Genomic DNA, 21,422 nt, shown 5'->3' on the forward strand with positions numbered 1-21,422 from the left:
TTACCCTCCAGTTTTCTTCCTTAATTCTGCCACTCTCTGTTGCAGCTCATCTGGTTGGAGATCATTAAACGGATTGAGTTTACTTGATTGATCCAGTTCAGCTTCGGCACGACCAAGCTTGAATCGCCCTTGACCGATTAAGTTTTCTCCTTTCAGGATATCACTGGATGCCTGAACAGTGGATTGTTTTTTGCCAATTTCTCCAGAAGATTCGTTGATTTTATGCTCATTTTCAGATCTTTGTTCCGCCACTCGGCGCTGTAACTCATTCTGGGGACCAAAACCCTGCGAGGAATGTTCATGCAGCTTAGTCTGATTTTCTTTGTATGACTCCTGCATGGCATCACCACGTACTTTTTCTCCGCCAGCATTAATGCCTAAACGGCTATGAGTAACATCACTCCCCTGTCCATGCGTGGTTCCTTGCTCCCTGACGGTACCTGAATGTTGGAACTCAGGATGCGATTCTGCAGTGTGGCCTGTCCTTTCATCTGCAGTGGTGCGTCCACCGGCTTCAACCATCCCTGCCGACGAGGTGATATTACCCGAGCTGCTTCTCTGTCCGCCTGCTTGCCCTTGATGAACAGTTGACTGCCCAATCCCCGGAGAAACAGAATCATCTGTTCTGGCAGAATAATTTCCACCCTGCAGGCTTCCATATTCAGCGCCCTGAGTCGTTCCGTTAGTCTGGGCATTGCCAATACCTCCCGAGCTATGAGCACCGCCATCCTGAGAGCTGTAACTGACTCCAGCATCATGGCCAGATGAACCTGATACCTGTTGACTGCCTCGCGCTGGTTGTACGATATGCTCCCCACTGAATGCTGCATGCTCCTGGCCGCTGGTAAGATCTGAACGGCCCTGCTGATAATCCCCCATGATTTCAGGTTTGAGACGTTCATTTACGAATTCCATCGCTGCTTCTCGCGCCGACGGCGCACTTGTCAGCATGGACTGTGCCTTATCACCGTACTTATTAGCCGCCCAGTCCACAAACTCCTGCGTATAGTTCGTATCGAGGCTTGCGCTCTGGTTCTGCGCAACGGTGGCCATACGGCTGAACTCGTTACTCTGCGTCGAACTGGTGGTGTACTGATGGTACTGGCTTTCTGCATCATTGAGCGTTGCGGCCAGCTGCTGAACATTGCTGCTTGCAGCATTCTCAGAATGATTCGCGCCATCGGTGATACGGCTACTTTTAACCATATCCATACCCTGGCGGAAGTCATTAACTGCCTGGCCATTCTGATCATGTCGCATATCCTGCGAATGGGAATCAGAATCCTGAATTCCTCTGGAGCTGCCCGTAGAATGCCGCAAATCGCCTGAAATACTTCCTTCGGCACCAAACTTAACAACGCCCAGATTAAGCCCCCCTCCGGCCGTCCCTTTAATGCCTGCAGATACAGACCCCTGATTACTGATATCCATCAGCTTGTTATAGGCTTCCTGCGTCGAGATGTTGTTTGCTTTCGCATAACTTTCAGCGGCAGACAACATCATGCCAGCACCGCGTGTTGCGTTAGTGGCCTGACTGTTTTCACTGCCTTTGATCAGGCTGTCGCTGGTACCGGTCTGGTTAGAAAGTTGAGAGAGCTGTGACCAGCCGCTGGTAACGCTGTGGTTGTAGCCATCGAGAGCAGTCTGCGCCTGAACCTGCGACTGACGGGCAGACTCCTGGAATCCACTGCTGGCCAGCTGGCTGAGCTTCATGTTCACCGGCAGATTCGACATTGCACCCGAGCCGTCGATAACCGTATGGCCACCTGCCGTCTGAGTCTGCGTGGAGCCATTATCTGCCTGCCACGTCTGCTGACCCTGACGCTGCATCAGGTTAGTATCCATCTTGTTCTGGCTGACATTGTCCATCGACATGTTGTTAAACGACCAGTTACCGTCCGCTGTGGTTGCTGCCACACCTGCCGACGTGAAGGCACCCGAGCTGAGTACACTCCCTGCCACCTGAGAGCCCATCGCCGCCGCACCTTTGGTCAGATAGAACGACAGCACCGGAATGGAAAGGGACAGATACCCGGCAAGATTCGCCACGTCAGAATGCTGCAGTGCAACCACATCCTTGTTGGCCAGCACCAGGGGCGTGCCCCCGGACTGACTCTGCAGCCAGTAGTTGGCGGCATAGTTAAGAATGGCGAACATAACCGGCCACATCTGGAAGTAGATAAAACCGGAAACGTATATTTTCAGTGTGTTCAGACCAAAAAGCGTGTGGTTTGACGCAGCCAGCGCAATCATCAGCGGGAACAGGCACACCAGGATAAGCATCAGCAGGGACTGTGCAAACGGCAGCGTTCGGGTCGCCAGTTCGTTACCTGCAGCCCAGGCGAGACGCTGTTTGGTTGCCGCGTTCTCTGTGGCCAGATTAAGCAGGTTAGCCGTGTCGGACGAGCGAGCGGCAAAACCTTTAATCCCCTGCCGTACTGCACTGTTCGTGATGTTGTTCTTCATGATCTGCGCAGCCGTCATGCCACCGGCATAGAAGAATCCATAACTTTCACCCATTGAGTTGGCCAGAAGCGACGCGCCATTCAGCTTGTTGCCGAAGACCTTTCTCGTCAGCCACGTGAACGTCGCGCTGCCAGGGTTAACGTCAGTATTGGCCAGCTTCTGGATCTCCGTTGCGGCCTGCTGGCAGGTCAGGAATTGGCGCGAGGTGGAGGTCATCTTAAAAATGCCCCGCAGCGGGCTTGGGTTACTGGTTATCAGCGTCAGCGGGTCAGTGGAATTGAGCAGCTGATTGATGGTGTATTTACCGTTAAGGAGAATGTCGCCAATCACACAGTTTTCCACGTAATCCGGCAGCATCTGCGCCAGCTCCGGGTTTTGCGTGGCAAAGTCACTCGTCTCCGCCACAATTTGCGAGCCAAACAGCATCCCGGTTTTGCTGTAGGTTACCGAGTCGGGTCTGGCCATCAGCATGTCGTAAACCGACGCCATCTTGTACCCGATACTGGTCGTCAGCGACGCGATAGCCGCCAGGCCAACCGGTACGTTATCGGTTACCCAGACTGCACCGGGATCAGACAGGTCAATGACCTGCACTGAGCGTTTCGGAACCAGCAGGATGGTTGTCAGGATCATGAAGACCGCCAGCCACTGGACGAAAACCATCGGGTTACGTTGTTTGATGAACGTGAGCAGTACGGCCAGCACCCCAAAGGTGCCGGCAATACGCATTAAGGTGTGGAAGGTATTCTGACCGACAAGGGTGACAACGGCGTCCAGCGCCGTTTTCCACATTCCCCCGCCATAAATGGTGTATATCTCAAGCATCAGCGATCACCCCAGTGATAGTTGCTTTGATAGGAGCCTGAAACAATGGTGGATACCTGCTGCTGCAGGTACTGCATGTTGCGGTCGATGCCGTCCAGGGCGTTCTGGTCAGCGGCAGACTGCAGCTTCATGTCAGCGAGAAGTCCCTGCGCATGAATGATGTTGTCGCGTAGTTTAGCGGCCGCCTCTTCAGGGAAGTTCTTGCCGGCCAGCGACAGGCTTGCCTGTTTTACCAGCTCCTGGAGGTACTGAATCATCAGGTCCTGGGCAATGAAGTCAGACACCTGCAGCAGGTATGTGGCGCTCATCCCCATACTCTGGGCGTTAGTCAGGTACTTCAGTACCGGCACAGAGGTGGTGTTCACAAAGCCTTTTTCCTGATCGGTCAGCGCAGTATCGTCGACCAGCTTGTTCTGCATTGAGAGCATCAGGTTTTTCACCAGCGTGACCAGCGCATTGGACTCGGAAATCGTCAGGTTAGTGACAACAGGTCCCAAACACAGAGTGGATTCATCACATCCGTAGACCTTCGCCGTTCCCCCGCGCATCAGGACTTTAATCAGGTCGCGGTTATCAACCAGTGGCGTTAGAATTGTTACATCGCCGTTTTTGTTGAAAATGATGGAGCCGACGGTACTCATGACCAGCTCCTTCAGCGCGCGGTCGTTGCCGAGAAGACCATTCTTACTGAGGGTGTCCCAGATAAGGTTTTTGTTCTTCAGCACCTGATCCTTCTCAGCATCACCGGCTTTAGCTGTGACTTTGTCACCCTGTCCTCCGACGGTACAGCCCTGACGGGAAGCCGCCCAGTCGGAAAACATGTTGGTTTCGCCGGCAATGTCCTGGCAGATTTTCTGCTGGGAAACCTGCGTCACGGGCCACAGCCCGCCGATAATGCCCTGAGCTGCCTGGCACGAACTCATGTTCATGGAGTTAACATCACTGGCCAGCTTCTGCAGGAAGTCTTTAGCCTGCTTCAGCTCTGGTACCATCGTCTGCAGGGCCAGGTCGAATGCATAGCCAGCGGCGTTGCTCATGATTTGCTTCACAAATCGCTGGATTTCCTCACCGCTGATCATACTGAATGCCCCGAGATAGGCATCGATACCGCCGCAGCCGGCGTTCAGCGAAGGCAGCTGCATTGAGATCAGCTGGACGTTTTTGACGGGGTTCCGGAGGTAAACTGAGCCGCCGGAGAAGTACCCTGCCGCCTGCCCCTGCCAGGCCTGCGCCTGAGTCACGTTGCCGCTGTAGCCCAGATTATTGAAGAAGCCGTTCAGATCGCCGTTGACGTCCGCCTGAGCAGGCAGAGCTGCCAGACCTGAGAAGAACACGACACCTGCCGTAATAAGCGCCTTAATCATTTGGCACCTCCACAGCTTGCGTATCCTTGCCTGCCGGGCTGTCAGCACGGTTAATTTTGCGGCAAAGATATCTGGCCAGACAGAGCCAGCTGCAGACAAGTAAATTCACCGCAATGAGCACCCAAATCGCGGCCATAACGCCCCACAACAGGTACTGCGGATAGTGGATGAGAAGCGAGAGCGTAAACTGTTCGGCGCGGTCAACGGACAGCTCACTGAGCGTTGTGATGGCGCACGTCACGTATACCCTTTCGACTACGGCGGTAAAAATTAAGGCATAAAACAGTTTCAGGGTTAACAAATCCGTCCATTTTCGGGTTTCAGTATCCGCACTACAGTCTGTCAGTATCGCGAAAGCCTGGTTTCGGATAAGCGTCTTCAGTCTGATGGGCCTCATGCAATCTCCTCCCGGGGTTTCCTGGCCAGGGTCTGCCGGCAGACGTACAGCCCGGTAACAGTGAAAAAGAATCCGATGCTCAACGAGATGAGCAGAAGCACCGGTAAGTCCTGAAGACAGGTTGTCAGTTCAGGGCGATCCATGACGCTGACCACCCGGTGGGCCAGCACCCCATAGAACGCTGCGGACACAAGCAGCGTCACGCTGAATAACAGCCACACGCGCTCGGTACGCGATAACGCATACGTATTTGTCGTCATTTTGTAGTCCGTTTGTATTACTGAGGGGTGACCTGCGCGCTTGCCGGCATTGGCGGCAGCATTTTTGGATCGACGTTATCCATGTCAGCCTGAATCAGGCTGGCCATACGGCTCTCAAGTGCCGGGATGTCCATCACCCCTTGGGTGAGTGGATAAGCTTTCAGGGTGTTGACGTTGACCATAAAGGCCGTCGGTGTCGCAATTGGCAAACCGTTTCCGAAGAAGGTGACAATCTCGTCTGCGATGGGAGAGTTAGGGTCCGTCTTACGCGGGATCATCGGGGTCGGGTAAGATACGTCCCCGCCGCCGTCAAGGGTGTACGGGTACACCCTGATGGCATGCTCATCGGCCCAGCCCTTCAGCAACGGGTCAAACTTAGCGCTGTACTGGCAGTGCGCCTGCATAAAGAGCACCACAGCATAATCTTTCATGTTAGCCCGACGTCCGTCCGGCAGCGCCATCAGGCTGGCTTGCGCGGGTACAGGAATGGTGGAAGCGGTGATGGCTGCAGCGTCTGCAGATGAGGCCGTTTTTGATGCTTCAAGCGCCATTAACTCCTCTCGCGCACCGGCATTCGCCAGCAGGGGCAGGGATAACAGTAGCGCAGTGAGTCCGGTTTTAATGTTCATGATCGGCTTCCTTATGCGCCTGCCCTCTTTCGTAACGGAACCAGCGATAGACGGCATACGCCACCATGCCAGCCGCCACGGCCCACATACCATTGCACAACCATAAGAGCCCCTGCTGCGTATGCTCAACCGACCAGGTCATCAGCTCGCTCAGTACGCGCGCCATCGTGCCCCAGAAAATCAGCCCTGCGAGAATAGCGGGTTTCATTCGTGTGTCTCCCTTTGCCATACCCCCGGCATCTGCCGTGAGGTGGTGGAACGATGAATATAAAGATGAGCCAGAAAGGCCACAGCCGCGCCGAACAGCGCGCCCATCAGCCAGAGGTTGAGGAGCGTTGCATTCATCGGCTTTATCCACAGCTCGCTGTCAACCGGTTCACGATGGCAAAACTGTACCGGCGGGAACTCATAAGGAGGGGGACTTGCGTCCTCGCCGGGCTCAGGTAGCCGGGGTTGTGGTGCCGCTTCATGATGCGTGACGCACTGCATCACCTTTCCGGCGGGCGCGCCTTCGGTTAGCGTTTGCGCCTCTTTCACAAACTGTCCCGCCAGCGAGCCCTCCAGCGAGATGGCTATCACAATACCGTACAGCAACAGCGCGGGGCCGAAGACAAAGGTGTACAGGGCGAAACGCCCTGCATCACGGATGAGGGGTAAAAGCATCTTTGTCATAAGAGACTCTCAGGAGTTGGGTTTAAAGCCGGTGGCCACGTTCAGGAATCGCTTCGACAGGTCATCCTGCGTCATGAAGCCGTATGACAGCGCGCGGTAATTCTTGCTGCGCGGGTCAACGAGGTAGAGCGCCGGGAAGTGCGTAATATTCATCGACCGGGACTGGCCCGTATCCGGACGGCTCTGCGGCAGGGAGGCTGCCACCTGGCCATCAACCGATACCGGGATAAGCGAAATACCGTTGGTTTTCGCAAAGTCCGCCACCACGCCCGCCATCTGCACGTCAATCGGGTCGCTGCCCCGGTAGAAGTAGAACAAACCGTACTGCTGCGCCAGCTGCTCCACGGCGCTCTGCCGCGTCTGCTGGTCGCGGGTCTGCATAAACGGCGCAATGCTGTTGTAGTGCGGATACTCCAGGTTGTAGTCGAGGTCCGGGTGGCTCAGCTGCGCCGCCGCAAAGGACTGACTGAACATCGATGCCCGATCTGTCCAGAACTTCTGCCAGCGCAGGAACGTCGCCGTGTTTTCCCTCGACGGGAACAGAATCGCGCGGTTAAGCGCCTCCTGGGTGTATCCTTTCAGTACCCGGGCCTGCTCCATCGGGGACATTTTACTGAGATCCGGAATGGCCTGCGGTGCAGGCTGCTGTGGCTTTCTGGACTGCTCCGGCGGCTTTTTCGGTTCGTTGTACCAGGACCAGCCGGTGAACGGCTCTGCCGGCGTAATAATCTCCTCGGCCAGCACCGTATGGCTCGCCAGCACCATGAGCAGGCCACAGAGGACACGGTTCATTTGCCACCTCCCTGCTGATTCACCTGCGCGGCAATACGCTCCTTAATCTGCTGGACCTGCGCGCTGGTATCGGGGATTTTCTGGTTCTTCATCAAATCCTCGTAGAAGTCAGAGAAGTTGATTTTGTCGAAGTCGATACGCTGCAGCTCCGGGACCGTGATCCCCCGGCAGTTTGGACTGTCACCGCTGCCGAACTTCACGCCCAGCTGGTCGCGACGTCCCTGCTCCTGAATGATGCGGGCAAGCTTGCCGTCAAAGACGCAGTAAACCTGACTTTTCTGGATGCAGGCACCCAGCACCTGGCGATCGCACCGCTCGCCCACGCTGACGGTGATTTTTTTTGCTTTGGCCTTGCCGATTGCTTTTTCTTCGTCATCACATGCGGCCAGTCCGGCGCTTTGTCCCCAGCCAGAGTCTTTGCAGCAGTTAGAGAAACCAGCAAAGGCTTTACGGCAGCGCATGGCTTTCCCCGTGAAGGCTTTGACCTCAATGGTACTGCTGGCGTCTTTTGCGTCTTCAGCCGCCGAGGCAAGTCCTGCCAGTTTGGCCACGGCCGTATCAAAACCGCTGCTTCCGGCACCATTGGTGTCGTCACACTCGCCTGACTTACAGATGTAGTCGCCGCCGCAGACCAGGCCGCCCGACTGATGCGTGGTCTGACACTGGTAGGTGTAGCTCATATGGGTACACTGCCCGTCGGTCGATTCAGTGCAGGTGTTGCCTGCCGCCGTACAGGAGGGGTTCGTCATCAGCGTTCCGCAGGTTCCGGTGGAGTCTGACGGCACGACATAGTTATCGGTGTACTGCCAGCAGTCGCTGTAAACGTTATAGCTCTGACCGTTGTTCACAATGGTTTTATTTCCGCCCGGAGAGGTGCAGGTTGACGTGGTTTTTTGCGCCTTCGACATATCCAGGCCACAGGATGAGGACCAGTTCACTTCCGGGACAAAAGTAGTCTCGACTGCATTCATAACGAGCACGAGCGTGAAGCCTGACGCGCCTGACTGAAAGTCAGCTATCTGCTCCCGGATATGTTTTCTACAAACATCCTGCTTTCCGCTAACACATCCGGTGCTTTGATAGGAACCGGCAGGTAACGAGCCCCCCTGCGACAACGGTGTCCCCGGAGCGCCCGGCATTTCCCAGTTAAAGGCTTTTCCGACAATCGTCTGACTGACGCCCCACCAGGAGATTTTCCCGGCATTGACATCGCGATCCGCCCAGTAAAAATGCGCGCTGATCACCGGTCCTGATGCCGGCGCTTTAAAACTAAAACTTAAGGAAGTACCGTTATTCGTAAAAACAACATCGCCATTGGCCGCCGTCAGTGTGAAAGTTTTCTGCACTGTCGTGGTGGAAGTATGTCCGCCAGGTGTTGCCGTTCTTGAACAGGCTTCCACTGAGGCCACATCCTTATCGCAGGTGTAATTTTCAAAGGTGGTTTTCGATACCGTCACCTCCTTACACTGGTTCGCGGTCCCGTTTAGCACACCGTCAGCGCCAGCTTCCGCATTTTTACCGATAGTGATGAAAGGTGCGTTCGGGTCTATGGCGGGCGTCGGGTTCGTTTTTCCGGAGTTGATAACCGACTGCGCTGCGTCATTGCCCTGCAGAGCGGCCTGCCCTTTGTTGGCGAGCCCACCGTCACCACCATCCACGCCGCCGTAATACCCTTTCTCCGGTGGGTTAGCGGTATAGCCTGGTATTGCCCCCGTGACGGTATCCGGATTTTTCAGGGCTCCCGTCCCGGCGGAAGCATTACCTTTGCCAAAGCTCGCTCCCGCCTCAAAGGCAGGATCAGCTGCGCCAGCCAGAAGCGGAAACAGCATCAGCACCGTTGAAAGCAGTTTTTTCATTTTCCGGCCTCCAGAAGATGGCGTGCCGTTGCCGCACAATCACCACTTTCAGCTACTTTTTCGAGAGCCTGCTGCAGGGGCAGACTTCCCCTGATTACGTCATAGCGGCCTGGGCAGGTCACCACCAGGGCGGGTACCGTGGTGATGTTGTACTGAGTGAACAACGTTGGATCGATTTGCACGCCGGCGTCCTTGTCCTCCTTACTCAGCTCAAACATTGCCGCCGCGGTCTGTCGCATGTCGTTATTAACCAGGCCGCGCAGCGTCGGCGGTATGTTGTAACGACGGGCATCCTTCAGCATCGGCAGCAGACCTTCACGCGGAATACCGAGGCTCACAAAGTAAATAGCCGGGAACGTGTCTTTTTCCCCCATCTTATTGGTCTGGGCTGCGATATCGCCCTGCAGGCGGTTAATCAGGTCCAGTTGCTGCTGCGGTAAGACGGGTGCGGCCGCAGGATGCCCCTGCAGGTCTTCCTTCATCGCTGCCAGCGCATCCTGCTGACCTTTGATCCAGCTGTGGTCGGAGACGGAGATATCGGTCTGGGCGCTCGCCAGGGCCAGCGGCGCGAAAGCAATCATGACGCTGATCGTCAGCGCCCGGAGATAAGCGTTTTTCATTGTCATGTCCTTAAAGGAATACGCAGTTACGTTTGCGCCAGAAGAGGTAGCCGAAGTTCTTTTTGGAGGATGGAGAGTTATGCGTTGTGCCCCAGAGCTGCGTGCTGGCCCCGAAGGGATGGCAGTTGCCCGGTTCGGGGTACATATTCACCATCTGGTATCGCCATCGCTCTTTCGGGATGATCGGGGATGGATACTGGTTACATACGGCGACGTCCGCGCCCACAGAGTTCCATACCAGCCCCTCACGATGCAGCTTGAAGGCCATTCGCTCTCCGACCAGCAGAGAGGCCTCGAGCGGAGAAAACTCACCGCTGGTAAAGCCTGTTAGCGGGTAGATAGAACCCTGACTACCTGCGCACCAGAACAGCGGTGACAGAGGAAGGCCAGCTGATGATGCAGCTGCGTCAGCAGCACAGGCCCCCTGAGCGATCAGGTTGCCGAACAGCGCTGCCTCGGGGTTAATCAGCATCGAGAGTGTGCTGTCATTCCAGAGAGGATCGACTTCGGAGAGATAGGCAATATCCATGTCGCCGGTCTGCAGACACCCCAGACTGGTGATGATGTTCAGCCAGAAAATCAGCGGGTATTTGTACCAGTGAACATGGTAGAACGTGCCGGCAGCGGGCCGGTCACTCTGCCCTGCGGTTCCCGTTCCCGTTCGTCCGAGATCTATTTTAAAGCCGCCCATGTTGACCATGACCCCAGGCTCACGGGTTACGTCCACCATCGCCATTGGCTCCCAGAACCCGATGGCCAGACCGATACGATAAAACACACCATATGGACAAATCTGGATCGGCGAAGCCGGGTTGTTGGTATCCTTTTGTGGACCGGCGGCCAGCTGAATATTGCCGAGCGTCATCGGAAACAGACACTTCCAGCAGACATCGCTTATCGGGTTAACCCAGCGGCCATCACCCGCGTTGCTGGCTGCAGCCGTTGCCTGAGCTGGCATCCAGGACAGCAGGACCAGCATCACGCCGGCAAGCCATGAGAAACGCTTCATTTCACCTCCCGCAGCCATACACAGACCGGGCCGTCCTCAGTGTCATGAATGGAGCCAATGAACCAGCCCTCCCCCTCTGGCGCGGAAGGGAGCCAGTCACTGATGTTTTGTTTTCCCTTTTCCCAGTCGGCGATCACCTGCGGAGGCGCGTCGTTTTCCATCCAGCGGGTGGCACAGGTCAGATTGTGCTGGCGCATCCAGTCGCCGAATTCAGTCTGTGTGGCCTCATCACGGGCAGGTACAAAATAATGAGGGTGCGTCCAGAAGCCATTGCGGTCACGGGTAACCGTCACCGGCCTGACAGATTCAGGGTGAGTCATGGGGTATCTCCGGGAGTGCCGCAGCCACCGGACGGCGGGAGGGCTTATAAAAGGATTAATGGTTTTTGGCTTTGCCGGCCGCTTTCATAATGATGGCCAGACGTTCTTCCTGGCTCATTTCGTACAGGGCAAGAATGGCTCCGCGCAGAACATGCGAGGGTTTGTACAGTGGATTATCGTTGAGGATTTCATCCATCTGTCGGGCCGAACCCTCATCGTGACGTACTGAGGTGACATTCCGGCCCTTTTCAGTAACAGGGTCTTTTTTCATGGCGTTACCTGGTCGGGGGTTAATCGGAAACCGGGATGACATTCAGGCTGAGGCGGAGCGCAACGCAGTGAGCACCGAACATCCTGAAGGGCAGCGCGGTTGATCACTGGCTGTTTGCCGGTCTCGTGATGTACCAGCCAATGCGCTCACTGCCACGTATGAGTAAGCTGAGCCAGGAGCCGGCGTACCCATCGTTCACTGCCGCATCTAAGTTGTCCTGCATCGCCTCCTCAGAGACTCTCGGCGACGTATAGTTCTGGCGTGCCCGGAAAATCCGGCGGCTAATTTGTAGCCGGTCAGCCTCTGGGATCGTCACGCGCAGTGATTCATCGCGTGTCAGTGCATAGCCCGCCTCAGTCAGGCCTTTTTCCAGCTCTGCGAGCAATATCTGATAGTATTCCCGGTTAGCAAAGGCGTGAACCGCATCGGCATGCCGGGCACTGCCAAATTGCGCCAGAGGGACAGGTATTCCCGGTCTGCTCTCCCACGCCCGGCGTTCACGCCGGGCACATGCCACGTACTGAACAACAATCCAGCCAGCGAGTAGCGCAATGACGACCAGAATACCGGTCATGCCCTCAGTATCACGCAAACAGGTGAGCATCCCCTGCAGCCCCTGAGGTCCGGTGAAGCAACTGATTAACGCCATGCGTTCATCTCCTCCATTCTGTTGCGGATAAGCCTGACGAGGTACAGGGGAAACGCCTCATCTCGTTCTTCCGGCGCTACAGGCTGACGCTGGTTATTCGCGCACCACTGGTGCCAGGCACCGGCGATCAGCGCCGGTTGCCATGAAGCGATCTCAGGGTATAGCTGACAGAGTTGATTTACGGTTTCGTCACAGCTTTTGGTATAAGCATTGTGACCAGCCATATGCTGAGATGCTGGCGGCACAGCGGTATTGTGTATCAGTGACATTCGGCGTTCTCCTGCCCTTCGCCTGCAAACAACCTGTCGAGACGCTCGGAAAGTGACAGCGTCGGGCCCTTTTTACGTTTCGCGCTGTCCTCGGCCCGCATGTTCTCCAGTAAGAGGTGAATGATGTAGTCAGGGAAACGTTCATCACGCCTGGACGGCTCCCGGCTGTCCTGCTGGTTCTGCTCACACCAGTGGAGCCAGGCTTTGGTCACCAGTACCGGATGCCAGGAGTCAATTTCGGGATACAGCGTCTTCAGCCGTTCTGCTGTTCCCATGCGCGGCGTTATCTCAGCGGGTTTACGCGGTTTTCTGCCGTAACGTCGATGGGATGTGACCGCCTGACGCATTTCGGGAAACAGGTCACCTAACGTTGTTGCACTCATTTTTTCGCTCCTGATACCGGAATTTCTTCCACTTTCATCACGTGGCCGTCGCGCGATATCCGCGCGGGGATGTGTTCAAAACCGAATTTACGGGTCAGTACGCCAGACTGGTCGAAGTAGATACGTTCATTCAGCGCATCACTGGTTTCTTTGATGTTGCCGTTCACCAGGATGACCTTCACGCTGGTCTGGCCGGCGAGCTGCTGTCGGGTCCAGTTCACCTGCTCCTTATCATCGCCGTCGATAAAAAAGAGCACCTGGCTGAAAGGCACCTTATCCAGAGGATTGACCGTATCGCCCTTGCGGGCGATCACGTTGCCCTGCATGTCTGTGATCGTTTCCTTCACGGTAAATGTCGGGTCCCAGGCAAAGCTGCGGTATTCCTTCGCTTTCGTTAGCCCTTCCACAGGTGTCGGACGTACCGCATGCTCCTTCACTCTTTCCGTTGCCTCTTTGCGAAGGCGGTCCAGCTCGCCCGTCTGCTCCATTCCCTTTAGGCGATTCTGGATAAACGCCAGCATGTCCTGCTCTGCAGGCTCGAAGACGTTGCCCCAGGTACCGAGATCTTTCGCCCCGCTGCCGGCGGAGAACATCAGCAGCAGTATTGCCATCAGCTGCGGTCGTTTTTTCACTGGCCCCCCTGGATGCGTCGGGCAATATCAGCACGGACTTCATTCGTGATATCGCGCTGCGGGCTCATCACCGCCGGCTTCACCAGAACGATGGCGTTGTGTGAGGACTGCCACGCATCCAGGCTGCCGGTCAGCGCCGCGTTGAATTGCTGGGTCATCGCTTTAGCCCGGTTTTCATCGAGCTGTAACTGAGCGGACTGCTGCATGAAGAGGTCCACCGTCCCCTTCATGTCGAAAACGACAATCTCTGGCTCTGTGTTTTTCATGTAAATCCATGTTATCCCCGTCATAACCATCTGCGAGACAAGCACACAGATTGCTAATTTCATTCTTCGGGAGGTCAACCATCCCGCCATAGTTGCACCGTCCCGAACGGTGTCGCCGTCATACGGTTTGCTCTGTTGTTCACTCATGCTGCTTTCACCCACTCTTCAAGTTCACGAAGTTCACTGCCGTATTTTTTCTCCGCCAGCAGATACGCCGCTTCTTCCGCAGTCGCCCCCGCTTCTTTCTGCACTTTCTGCATGAAAGCAAAGTCCTCGCCGCGCGAGCTGAACATGGCGCGCGTCACGGGGTCGACGAACAGGCGATGGAAAGAGCTGTATTCACCGGCGTTTATCAGCAGGGAGCTGTAACCGGTCTGCAGGGCGGGCTGGAAGCCACGGATAACTTCTTTTTCCATGTCCGAGAACTGATCCGGGTTATCGGCAAGGTACTGTTTAAATGCCTTCGCATCCTGCAAGAGGGTGATTTTGGTGGAGCTGTTGTTCCACGCGGCTTCTGCTTCCTTACTGGCGCTGAAGTCCTTGATGCCCTGGGTGATAGTGATAAACGCCCCACGGTGACGACGCACTGTGCGGTAGCCGGTTTCGATAAACCTTGCCGCGTGTGGGTTGGAGCCACCCAGCAGACGCCAGGCCTCGTCGATGATGCAGACTTTTTTGAGGTCGCGCGGGCTGTGGTACATTTTTTCCTGTATCGCCAGAATGAGCGAGAACAGGATGGACGAGAGCAGCTTCGGCTTGTCTTCCAGGCTCAGCAGCTCCAGCACCGCGAAGCGGGTTTCACCATCGAGCGTCGGGGTGTCGGCGTTGAAGTATTCTCCGTCAGGTCCCCAGGTGCAGTACGTATCGAGCAGCATGGCCAGCTCAGCGAGACGCGCGTTGATGGTCGGCTTGTCAGCGGACGCCTGATTCACATCCTCATTAGTCAGGTAATTATGAACGTCGTCGATACGGGCTTTGTTTGCCTTCTTCTCCCACGCATCCATTACCGCTTTCTGCAGGATCGCTTCACAGATGCCATCCAGCGGCTGCGTCGGACTGGCGAGCACCGTCAGCAGGCGCACAATCCCTTCCGCTGAATGATTAATGTCCTTAACGTTGGCGAACGGGTTAAAGCGCAGTTTAGAGCCATCGAGATAAACCCCGCCGGCCTGGTGACAGTAGTTCTTGTAGCTGTCCCCCATGTCGATAACCCAGGCGTACCCCCCGGCATTCAGTACATCGCGAAGGATGCCCTGCGTCAGGAAGGATTTACCTGCCCCGGACGTGCCGGTGACGGCGATATTAAAGTTGGTACTGCCGTTCTCCTCACCAAACATGTCGTAGAACGCAACCTGGTTCCGGTAGGTGGGCAATGGCATACCCACGTTGGACAGCTGGCGCTCGGCGACGACCGGCATCAGGCTCACCGCGTTCCATGACTTGGAGCGCAGCGTTGCCCCCGTCATCTTCAGGTCTTCCCACATCCCTTCCTGCATGACGAACGGGAAACTGGCCAGCCAGTTACGCATCTGCTGGTACTGTATCGTCACCATTTCCAGCTCGTTCTTACGGAACACGTTCACGGCGGCCAGTTCACACTTCTGTGCCTCGGTATTGTTATCCGGGGCGAACAGGGTCAGGTTGAAGTAGGTATTGCAGAGCGCGATTTCATTGCTGTGCAGCTGCTCCCGGGTGCGCCGCCATTCCTCTGCAGCCTTTTTGGTGTTGGGGAACAGTGCAGCGTAGGCTGAGTTGGCTTTTTTCGAGAGGTCCTGGTCTTTACGGAAAGCCTCGCTCTGGCTTTTGGTCTGTTCTTCCAGCGCCGTCGTCCAGGTCAACATAAAGGGACAGGGTATCCCGAGATCGGGAAAGCGCAGGTTCTGCAGATTGTCAGCCCCCTGCCAGAGCGCGAATCGACGCGGGTTTTTAGCAAGCTGCATGTTGATGATGCGGCATGCCGATGCCGGCAGGCGTGTCCCGCGCGCGTCTATGGTCTCCGGCAGCTCCATCCGGATATGCGATGGATGAACCTTAAGGTCAATTCCCGGATCAACCACCTGGCGGTTAAGCTTTTCATCCTCGTTGTAATCCCCGGAGGATGTCAGCACCTGCTCCTGACGGTAGTTCATCTGCTCGCGTACCGCAGACAGGAAAGCGTGCACATCGGTGTTCATGCTGTCGATGCGCGCGGCCCCCAGTGAGACGCGGATGGTGTTACGTATCTGAATCAGGTCATCCATCACCCGCTGAACCTGGGAAGCGCGCTTAATGGGCTGACCGTAGACAATAAAGATACGGTAGTTACGCAGGTAGAGCGGGTATTCCCGTTCGTTGGCCAGGCCGTGCAGAGCGGAACGCTGCCAGAACGCGCGGGTAATTTTATTGAGGTGATCGGCCATCCCCCCTTTCCACATGTCGTTACTCACGCCGCGATCGATACGTTCCCCGACACACTTACTGGCCAGCATAATGACGGTCACAGGGGTCTGGCGGGGCAGCTTCTTACGCAGCATGTCATCGAGCGCGGCCATCACCTGCTCGTTCGCGCCGGGAAGCGGCGCGGCTTCCATAATGAAGCCCGCAGAGCCGGCATTGACGAAAATTTCATTTTTGTCGTCGTAATACCGGTAAGGCAGCGCAGCAACCAGGGACGGATAGTCCCAGGTCTGGGAAAGGTTGTTGCGGGCCGTTGCTGCACCGTCTTCCTCTTTCCCGTTTTTCAGCATATCCATCAGGCTGTCGACAAAACTCATTTTCGGCCCTCCGCAGCGGCCCGGATCAACTCCAGGCGACGCAGCTTCTCTTCGTTCATCTGGCCGGAGTGCGGGGCATCACCGGCAGTTTTAATCTGCCAGTCACAGCTCACGCTCAGAACGGCCAGCGTTTCATCGTCGGTATCGATTGACTGTGTGGCGGTGATTTGCGTCGTTCCTTTCCGTGAATGGGCTAACGATTTCGCCAGATATTCGATGCCGTTCCTGCCGGAAATGTAGTGGCTGCTCATTCCCCTCCCTCCCCGATGACGCGGTAGCTCTCATCCCAGTGGGATTTGTTTTTCACGAACTCGACCACAGCCGGCTGATGAAAGTTGTCGTCCGTGTCCACCCAGGGTGCAATCCACAGGCGCTGCGTGGCGTCAGGAATACGCTGAACCGGAACGCGGCCCGCAGTGTTAACCGGCACAGGGGTCGCATGACTGGACGTGGTCAGCGGCGTGACCAGCGAGCCAGACGATTTCGCCGGCGCAGTGGTCAGAGGGCGCGGTGCAACAGGCTTAGCGGCAGTGGTTCCGGTTGCTGCGGCGGAGACGGGACGGAAGGGATTCACGACCGGTGCTGAATTGCGCAGTGCCGGCAGGGTTTCACCCGCAGGCTTTTTTGCGGTTTTCTCTGCCGTCAGGTCATCCAGACTTTTACCCTGAGCGGCCAGCTTGTTGGCCTCACCGGTGGTCAGGCACTGGTCGGTCGCGGTCTTGTTGCAGTCGAAATCAGAATTGAGACCGGCGCAGCCGGTCAGTGCGCTGCACAGCAGTGCAGCACCCAGTAGATTTTTCATGGGGTAACTCCGGTTTTAATTTAAGGGGTATTCAGGGAGGGGTAATACTCAATTTCGATTATTTGCAGTTGCACTGAATCACAGTGAAAAGCAACTGCACAGCAAGGCTACAAAACACGCCGGCATAAAACATGTCCAGCGTCAGGAAGTTCAGGTTCATCTGGATGAAGCCATAAACAATGGTCCCTATCAGCATTCCTCCCCACGGAACGACTGAACCATACATAAAGTACCAGTCATCGCGTTTGTTAAAGGCAGAGCCGCTAAAGCATACGAGGAACACGCTTAATAGCAGGGACACTCGCCAGGAGACCCAGCCCATATCACCCACGCCTCTAAGATTGAGCACTGCCCACACTGTCAGTTCGATAGTGAATACCAGTGCTGGAATGAGGAAATAGCGATAGTTGTGCAGGGTTTTTAGTAATGAAGAACGTGCCCTAATTGCAGACATAGACACTCCAGTGAAATGAATTACAGGGTTGTGATGGTGAACAATTAGAGGCTGTCAGAGGTTACTTCACCGAAAGGAAAGGTACGGTACCTCCGGGGATCATTGATGCCGGAAGCTTTCCATCCCAGCGTTCAGCCGTCGTCAGACTGACCAGGCCGGGATTATCCCGAAGTGCATCGCCGCGCTGGCGTATGGATTCAGCTTCTGCGGCTCCGCGAAGGCGTATTGATTCAGCTTCTGCCTTTGCTGCCGCCAGTTTACTGTCAGCCTGGGCCTGAGCCTGAGTGACCGCTATCTGAGCCTGAATTTTCTCTGTCTGGAGGTTCTGCGTCCGTGTGGCAATGGCCACCTCTGCTTTCATTCTGTCTTCAATGGATTTCTCATACGCCGGCGAGAAGTCGATGTTTTCAATCTGTACGGTATCAATCACCACCGGTCCATCAACACTTTTCCGTAGCGCGGCCTGCATATCCTGTACCAGCTTCGCTCTGTCCTGAACCGCGCTTATTGCGGTATATCGTCCAAAAACGTTTTCCAGCTGTGTAGGTATCTGCCGGGCAATCAGCCGCGTTTTCATGTTCTCAACCGTCTGATAACCACTGTAGACGCGTTCCACTTCGGTCGGCAGAACATGGAAGTTCACGGATACGGTCATTTTTGCGGGTTGCTGATCGAAGCTGTAGGCGCTCATACCTTCATAAAGCATGGCCTCATTCCTTACGGTTATTTTCTCCACGCTTTCGATGATCGGCCATTTCAGTCCCAGGCCGGGCTGAGCGACTTTAACAATACGCCCGTTTCGCAGCAGCACTCCCCTTTCACCTTCGTTAATACTGTAAAATGAGAGCCAGGCAATAAGCAGGCTGGCGATGACGATAGCTCCCCCCATGATGAGGAAAAGCCCGCGAGGGTTAAGACCTATTTCTGAATCGGTTGTGTATCTCATATAGCCACCATTGATATTGATTTCAGTTTTGATGCGGGAGGTGGGGTGATTAGGGGGATTGCCGTATTACGTTTCACTCCTCTCCCGTTTTCCCGCGACGGTCAGTAGTTTTATGGAGAAACTTCAGGTCTGGTTTCTTTTCTGGCCAGACGGACCTCGCTTCCTCCTGATACCAGTTGCTGACAATGCTGACCGTCAGCCCCTCCGTTTCGGCCTGGTGCTTAAGGTGTTCCCAGGCGGGCAAATTCAAGGGTTCATAATCAGAAAGCTTCCTGTCGAATACCTCCGCCCAGCTTTCGTTGTAGCGGGGGACAATTCGCCTGCATATCCATTGACTCGGAAAGAACCAGATAACCAGAAAACCCAGCGCCAAAAGTGGCTGGCAGTACGCGAGAGCCGGCCACGCGGTCCCAAGGTACATGGCAAGCCAGATAAACATGAACCGGCTTCCTTCCGGAGTGGCGCGTCCCGCCTCCCATTCAGCAATATGTATCCGCATGCTCCTGAGCAGGCTGTTATTACGCTCTTCGCCACGCATTACGTTTATCCTTTTTGCTGCCGCTTTGGATGTCAGGTCCGTTGTAACCGCCTCCCTGTGCTGTTGTTTTACGAGCAGACATCTGCATTTCCTCATCAATTGATGGTGTCACCAAGGCGCAGCTGACTGGCCTGACGGAGAACGTCATCCGGGTTGATGTTGCCGACTGAGGTGGTACTGGATGCAGTGGTCTGGCTCGCCGGTTGAGGAGTCACGGCGTTCTGCGCGGCGTTGCCGGCTTTCTGTAGTTCCTCTTTCGCTTTAGCGTCCTCGGCGTCCTCGATGGTTTCAAGGCGGAAACCCTTCTGGAACACGACTGTGACCTGGTTGCCGGCACCGATATCAATTACCGGATGGTACTGCTCGGCGCGCTTAATCCAGTACTGGCTCAGCGTGTCGGCCGCCTTGCTGGCTCCGCCTCCGAAGCCCTGCTTAAACACATCACCTGCGCCAACACTTGCAGTGGCACCGAGGCCGACGGATGGTGTGGCGGCAGATTTGATGCCTTCTCCAAAGCCTGACAGGAGGCCGGAAGCGCCGGCATAGCCGACAATCATGCCGTTTCGCATGACCGGCTTGCCGCGAATGCCGCCTTTACCCTGGAAGCTGACATGCCCCTGAAACTCCATGTCCACGTGCTTGCCGTTTTTCAGTATGCAGCTGATGGATTGAGTGCGGACGTTTCCGCGTTCGCTGGAAATATCGCCCCACATCTCACCCACAATAAAGCAACCGTCAGCGTTGAACTCTTTGTTGTTGGGCATCTGAATGTTGCCCTGCAGGCGGATAGTAACAGGGCTGGTATTCTGCTGACCGGTGACGCTGGCGTTCGCGTCGGCCCCCTCAATCAGAACAGCATCAGAGAAAGAGCCAGATGGAATCCAGGGGAGTTTGGTTGGCTTTTTCTTCAGGCTGTCGTAGCTGAACTTTGTTGTCGACAGACCGCCTGTCATGCGCTGGCCGGAGCCGCCCGGGTAAAACGCTGCACCTTGCCCCATATTCACACCGGTGGCGGCCGGTGCACCTGTGGGGGTTACATTGTATTCCGGTGGTCGGGCCTGACCGGCAGCAACGGGACCTGGGAGTGGTGTTCCGTTCGGACCTGCAGGTGGTGTCTGCTGGCCAGTGGTCTGGTTGCTGCCGGGGCCTTTCGTAAGCTGGTCGTTCAGGCGCTGAATTTCAGCGTCCTTTTCGGCCAGCTTTTGCTCGGTGGTGAGCTTGTTCTGCGCGAACTGCTGGGCAAGCGTGGCAAGGTTTTGCTCAAGAGCGGAGGTCTTTGCCTGCTGCTGCGTCAGTGCGGCATCGTTGACCTGCTCGTTAAACGTCGCGGTCACCACGCCGGTCAGGTTTGGTGTTGCAGCTGGTGCGGGTTGCTTTTGTTTTTGCTGGTATTGCCCATACCACATTACGCCGCCTGCTGCAGCTGCGCCGCCAATGATGACGGCGGCCAGGATGGCCAGCTGCTTGCGGCGGGTTTTCAGGTTTTCATTCAGGCTGATGGTCATGGGTGGGCGCCTCCGTCATCTGAAAACACAATCCAGGCATACCCCTCACCGCCAGCGTAGAGCTGATTCTGTGACAGCATTACGGCCCGGACGCCCTTGAGCCAGAAATCGCGCTCGCGGAGGCTGCGGGTGATGCTGCCCGGGTTGCTCATCCGGAAGCGAACCACGCGAAGGTGGTTGCCTACGAACTGGCGTTCAGGCGTCAGGCGTACATCACTGGCGGGTGAGTAAGCCGGCATGCGGCTGACCGGGTATTCCCGGTAGTCGTCCGGCACCTGACCATTGACTACGGCGCGGGATAGCGCAACCAGCGTTTTTTCATAGGTCTGCCCTTCTTCCCATGCCTTCGCATCGTCGTTCTTGCGAAGTGGTGGTGACATCGGGGTGAAGCGCAGTGTTTTGCCGTTACCCGGCTGCGGCCTGACGTTCAGGCTCAGCGATGAACCGTGGTCAGTCTGGATAAACAGGGTGAAGTTCTGGCCGATAAGCGGAGACAGAATGAGCGCTCCGTCCTCGGTCTGGCTCTGGTCATACGCACCGGTTGGTCCGCTGATGCTGGTAATGAGTTCTCCGTCTACAACAACCTTGCTCGGGTTGGTGTTGCTGAGAGTGACGTTAAAGGCGGCGTCGTTCTCAAACGGAATGGCTGCGGGTGCGGAAGCGGCCCGAAGGCCGCTTGTAAATAATCCCGCTGCCAGAAACACAGCAGCAGCTGCCGGTGAAATGCGAAATTTCATGGGCAGT

Annotated in this window: 26 protein-coding genes; all 26 read right to left on the reverse strand. The window is 55.9% G+C overall.

From position 1 onward, the window contains the following. The 26 genes from traG to traK all read right to left on the reverse strand — a co-directional run bounded on the left by traG (position 1) and on the right by traK (position 21,415). Positions 1-3,291, reverse strand: coding sequence for a conjugal transfer mating-pair stabilization protein TraG (gene traG / locus ACMWL8_RS23320; protein WP_032663643.1), 3,291 nt, complete (start codon positions 3,289-3,291; stop codon positions 1-3). Further along, positions 3,291-4,655, reverse strand: coding sequence for a conjugal transfer pilus assembly protein TraH (traH, locus tag ACMWL8_RS23325; protein WP_032663642.1), 1,365 nt, complete (start codon positions 4,653-4,655; stop codon positions 3,291-3,293). Before traH ends, traG begins: the two co-directional genes overlap by 1 nt. Next, a complete protein-coding gene (locus ACMWL8_RS23330) occupies positions 4,648-5,052 on the reverse strand; it encodes a hypothetical protein (protein WP_032663640.1) in 405 nt (134 codons plus the stop codon). The genes traH and ACMWL8_RS23330 overlap by 8 nt, the downstream gene beginning before the upstream one ends. Further along, complete coding sequence (locus ACMWL8_RS23335; RefSeq protein WP_029403816.1) at positions 5,049-5,312, reverse strand: hypothetical protein; 264 nt, start codon at positions 5,310-5,312, stop codon at positions 5,049-5,051. Before ACMWL8_RS23335 ends, ACMWL8_RS23330 begins: the two co-directional genes overlap by 4 nt. 17 nt (positions 5,313-5,329) lie before the next feature. After that, positions 5,330-5,941 (reverse strand): F-type conjugal transfer protein TrbB, encoded by a 612-nt coding sequence (trbB, locus tag ACMWL8_RS23340; RefSeq protein ID WP_029403815.1) that lies wholly within the window; start codon positions 5,939-5,941, stop codon positions 5,330-5,332. Next, positions 5,931-6,149 (reverse strand): hypothetical protein, encoded by a 219-nt coding sequence (locus tag ACMWL8_RS23345; protein ID WP_029403814.1) that lies wholly within the window; start codon positions 6,147-6,149, stop codon positions 5,931-5,933. Before ACMWL8_RS23345 ends, trbB begins: the two co-directional genes overlap by 11 nt. Beyond that, entirely contained in the window at positions 6,146-6,613 is a 468-nt protein-coding gene (locus ACMWL8_RS23350) for a hypothetical protein (protein WP_045340589.1), read from the reverse strand. The genes ACMWL8_RS23345 and ACMWL8_RS23350 overlap by 4 nt, the downstream gene beginning before the upstream one ends. Before the next feature lie 9 nt (positions 6,614-6,622). Further along, positions 6,623-7,405 carry a type-F conjugative transfer system pilin assembly protein TraF gene (traF, locus tag ACMWL8_RS23355; RefSeq protein ID WP_032663638.1) on the reverse strand — a complete coding sequence of 261 codons (783 nt, stop codon included), beginning with the start codon at positions 7,403-7,405 and terminating at the stop codon, positions 6,623-6,625. Continuing rightward, positions 7,402-9,261 (reverse strand): type-F conjugative transfer system mating-pair stabilization protein TraN, encoded by a 1,860-nt coding sequence (traN, locus tag ACMWL8_RS23360; protein WP_032663637.1) that lies wholly within the window; start codon positions 9,259-9,261, stop codon positions 7,402-7,404. The genes traF and traN overlap by 4 nt, the downstream gene beginning before the upstream one ends. Next, entirely contained in the window at positions 9,258-9,881 is a 624-nt protein-coding gene (gene trbC, locus ACMWL8_RS23365) for a type-F conjugative transfer system pilin assembly protein TrbC (protein ID WP_032663636.1), read from the reverse strand. The genes traN and trbC overlap by 4 nt, the downstream gene beginning before the upstream one ends. Before the next feature lie 10 nt (positions 9,882-9,891). Next, positions 9,892-10,890, reverse strand: coding sequence for a conjugal transfer pilus assembly protein TraU (gene traU / locus ACMWL8_RS23370; protein ID WP_029403807.1), 999 nt, complete (start codon positions 10,888-10,890; stop codon positions 9,892-9,894). Further along, entirely contained in the window at positions 10,887-11,210 is a 324-nt protein-coding gene (locus tag ACMWL8_RS23375; RefSeq protein WP_032663634.1) for a hypothetical protein, read from the reverse strand. The genes traU and ACMWL8_RS23375 overlap by 4 nt, the downstream gene beginning before the upstream one ends. A gap of 55 nt (positions 11,211-11,265) precedes the next feature. Next, complete coding sequence (locus ACMWL8_RS23380; RefSeq protein WP_029403804.1) at positions 11,266-11,481, reverse strand: hypothetical protein; 216 nt, start codon at positions 11,479-11,481, stop codon at positions 11,266-11,268. 103 nt (positions 11,482-11,584) lie between these two features. Further along, positions 11,585-12,130, reverse strand: a complete 546-nt coding sequence (locus tag ACMWL8_RS23385) for a hypothetical protein (protein WP_072254587.1) — start codon at positions 12,128-12,130, stop codon at positions 11,585-11,587. After that, on the reverse strand, positions 12,121-12,399 hold the full coding sequence (locus ACMWL8_RS23390) for a hypothetical protein (protein WP_032663633.1): 279 nt from the start codon (positions 12,397-12,399) through the stop codon (positions 12,121-12,123). Before ACMWL8_RS23390 ends, ACMWL8_RS23385 begins: the two co-directional genes overlap by 10 nt. Next, positions 12,390-12,782, reverse strand: coding sequence for a hypothetical protein (locus tag ACMWL8_RS23395; RefSeq protein ID WP_032638128.1), 393 nt, complete (start codon positions 12,780-12,782; stop codon positions 12,390-12,392). Before ACMWL8_RS23395 ends, ACMWL8_RS23390 begins: the two co-directional genes overlap by 10 nt. Next, on the reverse strand, positions 12,779-13,414 hold the full coding sequence (gene traW, locus ACMWL8_RS23400) for a type-F conjugative transfer system protein TraW (protein WP_032663630.1): 636 nt from the start codon (positions 13,412-13,414) through the stop codon (positions 12,779-12,781). The genes ACMWL8_RS23395 and traW overlap by 4 nt, the downstream gene beginning before the upstream one ends. Then, entirely contained in the window at positions 13,411-13,827 is a 417-nt protein-coding gene (trbI, locus tag ACMWL8_RS23405; RefSeq protein ID WP_032663628.1) for a type-F conjugative transfer system protein TrbI, read from the reverse strand. The genes traW and trbI overlap by 4 nt, the downstream gene beginning before the upstream one ends. After that, positions 13,824-16,433, reverse strand: coding sequence for a type IV secretion system protein TraC (traC, locus tag ACMWL8_RS23410; protein WP_063438678.1), 2,610 nt, complete (start codon positions 16,431-16,433; stop codon positions 13,824-13,826). Before traC ends, trbI begins: the two co-directional genes overlap by 4 nt. Further along, positions 16,430-16,684: a hypothetical protein gene (locus ACMWL8_RS23415; protein ID WP_032663625.1), complete on the reverse strand. Its 255-nt coding sequence runs from the start codon at positions 16,682-16,684 to the stop codon at positions 16,430-16,432. The genes traC and ACMWL8_RS23415 overlap by 4 nt, the downstream gene beginning before the upstream one ends. Then, positions 16,681-17,235 carry a type IV conjugative transfer system lipoprotein TraV gene (traV, locus tag ACMWL8_RS23420; RefSeq protein ID WP_032663624.1) on the reverse strand — a complete coding sequence of 185 codons (555 nt, stop codon included), beginning with the start codon at positions 17,233-17,235 and terminating at the stop codon, positions 16,681-16,683. Before traV ends, ACMWL8_RS23415 begins: the two co-directional genes overlap by 4 nt. Positions 17,236-17,293: 58 nt before the next feature. Next, positions 17,294-17,689, reverse strand: coding sequence for a hypothetical protein (locus tag ACMWL8_RS23425; protein ID WP_032663621.1), 396 nt, complete (start codon positions 17,687-17,689; stop codon positions 17,294-17,296). Between the two features lie 61 nt (positions 17,690-17,750). Next, positions 17,751-18,578: a prohibitin family protein gene (locus ACMWL8_RS23430; protein ID WP_196481024.1), complete on the reverse strand. Its 828-nt coding sequence runs from the start codon at positions 18,576-18,578 to the stop codon at positions 17,751-17,753. Positions 18,579-18,708: 130 nt separating this feature from the next. After that, positions 18,709-19,173 (reverse strand): hypothetical protein, encoded by a 465-nt coding sequence (locus ACMWL8_RS23435; protein WP_032663619.1) that lies wholly within the window; start codon positions 19,171-19,173, stop codon positions 18,709-18,711. 95 nt (positions 19,174-19,268) lie between these two features. Next, a complete protein-coding gene (gene traB / locus ACMWL8_RS23440; protein ID WP_033488185.1) occupies positions 19,269-20,672 on the reverse strand; it encodes an F-type conjugal transfer pilus assembly protein TraB in 1,404 nt (467 codons plus the stop codon). Between the two features lie 2 nt (positions 20,673-20,674). Then, positions 20,675-21,415, reverse strand: coding sequence for a type-F conjugative transfer system secretin TraK (gene traK, locus ACMWL8_RS23445; protein ID WP_033488176.1), 741 nt, complete (start codon positions 21,413-21,415; stop codon positions 20,675-20,677). Positions 21,416-21,422: the final 7 nt, after the last annotated feature.

This window comes from Enterobacter sp. 04-C-12-SI-ECC, assembly GCF_047530715.1.
In the GTDB taxonomy this organism is placed as follows: Bacteria; Pseudomonadota; Gammaproteobacteria; order Enterobacterales; family Enterobacteriaceae; genus Enterobacter; species Enterobacter bugandensis.